This is a genomic window from Nocardia amamiensis NBRC 102102 (assembly GCF_001612745.1).
Classification (GTDB): domain Bacteria; phylum Actinomycetota; class Actinomycetes; order Mycobacteriales; family Mycobacteriaceae; genus Nocardia; species Nocardia amamiensis.
Window position 1 is genome coordinate 1 of sequence record NZ_BDBA01000315.1, and the last position, 7,138, is coordinate 7,138.

The 7,138-nt window shown below is 66.4% G+C and carries 6 protein-coding genes; 2 read left to right on the top strand and 4 right to left on the bottom strand.

The window, feature by feature from the left end; translation table 11 throughout:
- The 4 genes from NA4_RS36540 to NA4_RS36555 form a co-directional block, all read right to left on the bottom strand.
- Window positions 1-455: Scr1 family TA system antitoxin-like transcriptional regulator (locus tag NA4_RS36540; protein ID WP_169811196.1), on the bottom strand; the 455-nt coding region annotated here is incomplete at its 3' end.
- Window positions 427-990 carry a DUF6879 family protein gene (locus tag NA4_RS36545; protein WP_218022515.1) on the bottom strand — a complete coding sequence of 188 codons (564 nt, stop codon included), beginning with the start codon at window positions 988-990 and terminating at the stop codon, window positions 427-429. The genes NA4_RS36540 and NA4_RS36545, both read right to left, overlap by 29 nt.
- Window positions 991-1,252: 262 nt before the next feature.
- Window positions 1,253-1,834: a DUF3558 family protein gene (locus NA4_RS36550; RefSeq protein ID WP_067480443.1), complete on the bottom strand. Its 582-nt coding sequence runs from the start codon at window positions 1,832-1,834 to the stop codon at window positions 1,253-1,255.
- Window positions 1,835-1,995: 161 nt separating this feature from the next.
- Window positions 1,996-5,061 (bottom strand): tetratricopeptide repeat protein, encoded by a 3,066-nt coding sequence (locus tag NA4_RS36555; protein ID WP_067480446.1) that lies wholly within the window; start codon window positions 5,059-5,061, stop codon window positions 1,996-1,998.
- A 157-nt stretch (window positions 5,062-5,218) separates the two neighbouring features.
- Here NA4_RS36555 and NA4_RS36560 point away from each other — a divergent pair, with 157 nt between their 5' ends.
- Both NA4_RS36560 and NA4_RS36565 read left to right on the top strand, forming a co-directional pair.
- Entirely contained in the window at window positions 5,219-6,445 is a 1,227-nt protein-coding gene (locus tag NA4_RS36560) for a TetR/AcrR family transcriptional regulator (protein WP_067480449.1), read from the top strand.
- Window positions 6,446-6,668: 223 nt separating this feature from the next.
- Window positions 6,669-7,138 (top strand): acyl-CoA dehydrogenase family protein (locus tag NA4_RS36565; RefSeq protein ID WP_169811197.1); only part of this gene is annotated, 470 nt, incomplete at its 3' end.

The window sequence follows — 7,138 nt, forward strand, 5'->3', positions numbered from 1 at the left end:
ACGAGTAAGTCCGAACCCTGGTCAATGGTCGTAAGCGGTCTGAAGTCGATGCAGACCGACAACACCGCACGTGCATAGGGCTCGGTCTGAAGAAGACCGGGAACGAGCTCGTTCTCCCATCCCCGCACCAGCCGCGCTGCCCCCTCGATCTCCAGAGATTGCTGCTGGCGGCGCGTCAGGCCGCTGGCGGCGATCCGCTGCCATTCCAGGTAGGCGGCCCGCACGTTGCGAACACTGGCTATCAAATCCGGGATATGCAGGACAGCGCCGGTGAGTTCGCACCATGCGCGGATGTCGTCCTCGGACGGGATCTGGTGTCCGCGCTCGACGCGGCTCACCTTCGCCGGATGCCATCCGGCGAGCCCGGCGAGCTGCTGGCCGTTCAGCCGCGCAGCTCGCCGGAGTTCGCGCAGACGTGCACCGAGATCACGCTTCGCGTCGTTGACTGCGGTCACTGCTGTGATGCGAACTTGCTGCGAACATATTCTGCGTGCGGGATGGCCTTCGGCCACAGGTGATCTCGAACTGCCCGGCATCGTCCGACAGCACCGGGTCTTCGGTAACGGCGGTTCCGGCGAATCTGCCGCTCGGCTCGAAGAGCGTGAAGCCGAGCAGATCGTCATCCCAGACCCACCAGTCATCGACGGTGTACTCGTCAGGCGACACGAGATGCCGGGGCAGCCAACGAATATCCTCACCGGCTGCGATGTTGGAGTCCGATACCGCGCATAGCCATCGCGTGTAATCACTGTTCGGCACAGTTACGATCCGAACTCGCTGCACTGCGACGCCACGGAGAGTCGTCTCGGACATGAGGTCATCCCACTCCGAATACCACTCGGTGTCCAAGTCGGCTTCACCCGCCAGCCATCGCCGCAACGGCTCGGCTTCCTCTGGCGTGTTGTACACATCCCGTGTCTCCAGGTGGAATGCCCGCGTTCGCGCATCCCGGAACAGCTGGTTGAACTCATCATCGTGCAGGTACTGCATCCGGCCTCTGTTCCTTACCGATGTCGACGATCACCGCAATCTCATGATCGGGTACCCCTTGGCTACATGGAATCCCGCATCGACGGCTCGAGGTACATCGTCGGCTCCGATGGCTTTACCTACACCCGGAGATGTACGCCGACATGCTCGACGAGGCCACGGCGGCTGAGCGCGGTCTTGTCGTGCTTCAGCGGCGGAGGCCGGCGCGTCATTGCCAGGGGCGGGTCGAGTGCTGACAGGGTCGCAGGCGAAAATGCGCTGTTCAGCGGAGATGCGCGAGTATCGCGGTGGCGACGTCGGACCCGATTGCGCAGGTGTCGAGCGTGGTGCCACCGTATACACCGGCCTGGACGGTGATCTCGACCGAAAGCGAGGTTGCGGAGTCGACGGCTACCTCGGTCTTGCAGCCGCCGTTCTTGCCATCGGAACGAGACTCCGGGATCCGCACTGCTCGCCGCCCGTCGACGGTGGTCTGTGTCGCGCCCGCTTTGGGCGGCACGAGTGACGTCCGGTCGGACGACGGATGCGGATGGAATCCGATACCGAAATCCTTTGTCATCCAGAAGCATCCGTTCGGAGGGCCCGGTATTTCGTACCCCGCGATGGTGACCTGGAATCGCTCGGTGTCCGCGGCGTCGAAGGCTGTACACGGTCGAGCCGCGAGTTCTGCGAACGTCTGCACCGCCGCGGTCCGCGTCGTCGATTGCGAAGTACTGGTCGCCTCCGATCCGGACGAGGTGTCGTTCGTGTCGCAGGCTGCGACAGCACCCACGACGACGAGCAGCCCGGCCAGTCCGAGTGACAGTCGACCGACCGGGCGACGAGAGCGCAAACCGATCAGCATCCTCGGGTACCTCCGCATCGAATACTGCTTTCTGGTAATCCTCACCCGAACCAGGTGTGTAAGTACCCACTACAAGTAGCGAATCGACCAACTCTTTATGACTCGGCGGCAACGTCATGGCGGAGGTGCGAGGGTGACCGAAGGCAAGCACCGAGTGCCTTTCATCCTGCTTTCGCGGTCCAGAACGCCAGGTCCGCACGTGCTTTCGCGGTCTCCGCATTGTCCGCCCCATTGCGCCGTTCACGACGAATGACCAACTCGGCGTACAGGTCCCTGGCGCTTGCCGGGTCTCCGGCGTGTCCGGTCCATCTCGCCAGGCCCTCCAGGGCGAGCAGGGTGTCGGGATTGTCGGCCCCATACAGGCGGGTGGTGACCTCCAGCAGGTGCGCGGCCAGGTCGCGAGCTGGTTGCGGGTGACCGCTCATCCCGTACCAATAGGCGAGGTTGTTCATCGTGACCAGGGTCGCGGGGTGCTCGACGCCGGAGATCTCCTCGCGGTCGGCAACCACCTCGCGGAGCAGGGCGACCGCGGTATCCGCGTCGCCGGCGACGCCGGTCCACCAGGCCTGGTTGGCTCTCGCCCACAGGGTGTCGTTGTGTTCGGGCCCTAGCACGCTCAGGCAGAGCGGCACGAGGTCATCGAGTAACCGTTTGGCCCGCGCCGGATCGCCTGACTCTCCGAGGAAGCGCGCGTACTGGTCTCGGCTGCGCAGCACGTCGGGATGCTCGCGTCCGAGCACGCGTTCGAGATCGGGCAGGAACTCCGCGTAGCGGCGGCACGCACCGGCGATGTCCCCGGACTGGCCCGTCCAGAACCCGAGGTCGGCCCGGATTCGCAGTACGGCTGGGTCGTCGGGATCGCTCACGACTGCGCCTCGCTGGCGCTCGGCTCCGTCGTGCGCGAAAGCGCGCTGTGTTTCCCCGTTCACTCGCTGACGCTCGCTCACGGCAGATTGCAGGGGCAGCAGTTCGGTGAGCATCGCGACCGTGCGTTCCGGCTCACCCAGCTGGCCGATCCAATTGGCGAGCTGCACACGGTGATCCAGTGTCTGAGGGTGATCCGGTCCGAACACCTCCGTACAGCGCGCGACGAGTGCTGCGTACATATCGCGCGCGGCATGCGGATCTCCCGCGTCGCCGGTCCAGCGGGCCAACCGTCCGCGCGCGGTGAACAGGTGCGGGTCGTCCGGCGCGAGCGCGGCTTCGAACGCGGTGTGCCATCCGGACCAGGACAATCGGTTGTCGCGTGCTCGCCGCCCACTGTCCACGCGATCCAGGAAGGCGATGGCGCGCTCAGGGTGCCCGGCGGCCAGATGATGTCGTGGCGCGGCGGTGTAGGCGTACTCGTCGATGTCCGGACCAGTGAGATCGCCGAGCGCCGATGCCAGCGCGGCGTGAGCGGCTACCTGGGAGACCGTCTCCGTCGTCGCCGCGGTGAGCGGACCGGTGAATGCCTCGTGGGTCAGCCCGATGCGTTCGTCGTCTCGTCCCGGCTGCCCGCGCGCGACCAAGATGCCCAGGTCGACGAGGGTGGTGCGCAACAGAGGCAAGGACACACCGTGGCCGAGCTCGGTCATGGCCGCGGCGACCAGTCGAAGCGGAACCACCGGGCCGACTCCGACGGCGGCGAGCAGGCCGGTGACAGCGGAGACGGTCGATGGGGCGGCGGGCTGCCGGTCGAGGGTGGTGCGAATCCGGTAGCGAACCAGCGAGTTCAGGTCGGTCCCGTTCGCCGCGGCACCGGCCTGCCGCCAGTCGATCTCTCCGACGAGCCGCGGAAGCAGCCACCCGCCCAGCCCGGCGACCTCGTGCCCGTCGAGCGACAGCGCCGCCGGAATCTCGGCGTCCGACCCGCTGAGCTCGAGCAGGATTTCCGCGATCCGGGGAGCCGCGACGGGAAAGACATGCGCGTGGGCGATCTCCGCACGCTCTTCTACCCCGGTGCCCGAACGCACCCCGATCACAACCCGGACGTGCCGCAGACGGTCGTCGGTGGTCAGCGTGTGGATCGCGGCGAGAATACCGTCGCGGCCGCTGGGTGCGGGCTGGTCGAGCCCGTCGACGATGATGCGGACCCGTCGGGTGTGCGGCATCTTGTGCAGTGGACGCAGCAGCTCGATCTCCAGCGCGTCGAACCGGTCGCGATCGGTGAGTTCGTCGACCACGGCGCGGCGAGCCTCGTCGAACACGGAGCCGAACCGGACGCTCAGTTGCGTGACGATCTCCCGGCACATCGACTCCACGGTGCTCGCGACCTCGAGAAAGACCGCCGCGGAGACGAAATCCGCAGTGAACGTGACGGATTCGGCCACCGTGTCCGGGCGGATCAGCAAAGCCAGCAGTGTCGATTTGCCCGAACCAGCCGGTCCGACCACCGCTTGCAAGCGGTCGCCGCCGGACTCGACCATCGTGGTGATCGTGTCCAGGACCGCCGGGGTCGCCACCACTTTGCGAAGCAGATGATCGACCAGCCCCGTGGCCGGTCTCCCCCGCACGGCGTCCCGGTTGCGGGCGACGTTCGGCAGCAGCCAGAGTCCGCGGTCCTCGGGATCGGCTTGTGCGCCGTTGAAGGACAGGTGGCGGGGCGTTTGGAAGGGGCAGGCATGTGCTATCGGGTCGCGAACGTCGCCACACAGCAGGTTCGTTCCCCTGCTCGGGAGTCCGCTGTCGAACGTGGTCAACAGGGTTCGGGTGAAACATCCGGAGTACGCGCTACCGGCTCCCGACGCGACGAGCAGTTCCATTCGGCCGTCGGTCCGCTCGAGAATGTTCAGCCAGCGCTGGCCCGCGCCGGTTACACCCGCACCCGCCTCACACGCATCGACCAGAACGATCAGCCCGTCCAGGAATCGGGCATTTGCGTACTGTTCCTTGACCACCGACACCAGGTGCATGCTGTTGTCGGAGTCCAGCGGTTCGTCTTCAGTGGGCACGCCCGGCGAGTCGTGGGCGAGCAGATAGAAGTCGTCGTCGACGGTGAGGCCGTGGCCGACGAAGGCGAGCAGTAGCGTCGCGTTCGCCTTTCCGGCCGACCGGAACGCCGCTTTGACCGTCGATTTCAGCTGTGCCGCAGTAGGATTCAGCAGCAGTCCGGCTCCATCGACAGGCAGCCAGTGACCGTCGGCGGTAAGCGCGGTATGCAGGCGCCCGGCGAGATCGGCCGGAAATCCCAGATGTGGAAGCCGCTCGCATTCGGTCCCGATCACGAGTGCCAGCCGCTTGGCCATGTGGAAACTATCGGCTACCCGGGCGTGTGCCGCAAGCGGCTGCGATCCTTGCGGCCGTACGCTGCGGCAACCCCGCACCACCGTGGGCGTACACCGACTCACCGCGAGGTAGCGGCCGACGTCAGCGCCGAACGCTCGATACGCGACACTGTGCGCAATGAGTACCAAGCGGAACGGCACGCAGCGACAGTCGAGACCGCCGAACCGGCGGGCGATAATCCTGAACGCCGCGGTCGACGCCTTCACGCACGGCGGCTATCACGGGACGTCGATGGCCGATATCGCCGCGAAGGTCGGCATCTCCGCGACGGCGCTGTACCGGCATTTCCGCAACAAGCAGCAACTGCTGGGACAGTGCCTGCTGGTGGGGCTCGACGACACCCTGGTCCGGCTGGACGCCGCGTATCGCGCCGACAAGTCTGGTGCCGCGGTACTGGCTGCACTGGTGCGGGTGGCGCTCGAGCTGCGCGGACTGCCGAGGCTGTGGCAGCTGGAGTTCCGCAACCTCACCTCGGCCGACAAGTTCGCTGTGCTGGTCCGCGCCTCGCGGATCACCAGATACCTGCGGCAGACGATCCGTGCGCGCCGTCCGGAGCTGAGCACCGCGGACGTCGAGCTGCTGAGCTGGTGCGTGCTGTCGGTGGCGGTGAGTCCTTCGTATCACCGGGCCGAGTTGCCCGCGCCCGCCGCCGCGGAGGTGCTCGACGCTGCCGTCGCGGCCGTGATCTCCACCCCGTTGCCCGAGTATCCGGATGGTCGGGCACCGACCCGACCGGCGCGTGCGGACACCGGCAACACCGAACTCGACCGGGCGATGCGATCGGAGCGAATGCTGGCCGAGGCGGCTCGACTGTTCAGCACCCGAGGTTATGCCGCCGTCGGCATCGAGGACATCAGCGCGGCGGTGGGGGTCACGGGGCCCGCTTTGTATCACCACTTCTCCAGCAAGGCCGAGCTGCTGGACCAGATCGTTCAGCGGCAGGATGAATGGCTTCGCCTGCTGCTGGCCCGGTCGATCGCCGAGGGCGGCAGCGCCGAGGGGTCGATGCGATCACTCATGCGCAGCTTCGCCCAGCTGGGCGCCGACGAACCCGATCTGCTGGCCATCACGATCAGCGAGACCAGGCATCTTCCCGTCGACGCGGTGCAGCGATACCGGCGGGTGCGCCTGGACTGCATCGCCCAGTGGGGCCGCATGGTGCAGACCGTCCGGCCGGAGTTGTCCGCTCCGGCCGCGCGCGTGCTGATTCGCGCCGTCGTCACCGTGGTCATCGATGCCGTCCGCAATCCACGCTTCCGGCGGCGGGTCGATCTCGTCGACGTTCTGGTGGCGATCGGCGAGCGGATCGAATCGGCGCCGGTCGGCGGCCGAGTTACCACATAGTGATTTATGACACTTAGTGGTCGTTAACTTATCGCAGCCAATCCCCCGCTATCAGCGGATTAAATGCATTCGGACGTCCGACCATTAACTTAGCCGTCATTAACATGAGGTTGATTTCGGGCAATCCGTACCGCACAGTGTGCCGTGGGGTGATCACCTATCCGTGCGCCCTCCCGCATCCCTCGCCGATACAGCGGCCGGTTTCCCGAAAGGCATGTGGCCCGTGAGCCATTACAAGAGCAACGTGCGCGATCTCGAGTTCAACCTGTTCGAGGTGTACGGACTCGACGCCGTCCTGCAGTCCGGAGCATTCGGTGACCTGGACGGCGACACCGTGCGGTCGATGCTGAGCGAGGCGGCGCGCCTCGCCGAAGGCCCGGTCGCCGAGCCGTACGCCGAAACCGATCGCAATCCCCCGGTTTTCGATCCCGCGACCCACTCGGTCAGCCTGCCGGAATCGTTCAAGAAGGCCGTGCGCGCCTGGTACGACGCCGACTGGTGGCGCGTCGGCAAAGCCGAGGCGATCGGCGGCGTACCCGCTCCCGCCATGGTGAGCTGGGCGATCAGCGAATTCGTCCTCGGCGCGCAGCCGGCGGCCTACATGTACCTGACCGGCACGATCATGGCGAACATCATGCACGCCATCGGCACCGAGGAGCAGCGGCGCTGGACCGAGCTCATGGCCGAACGCAA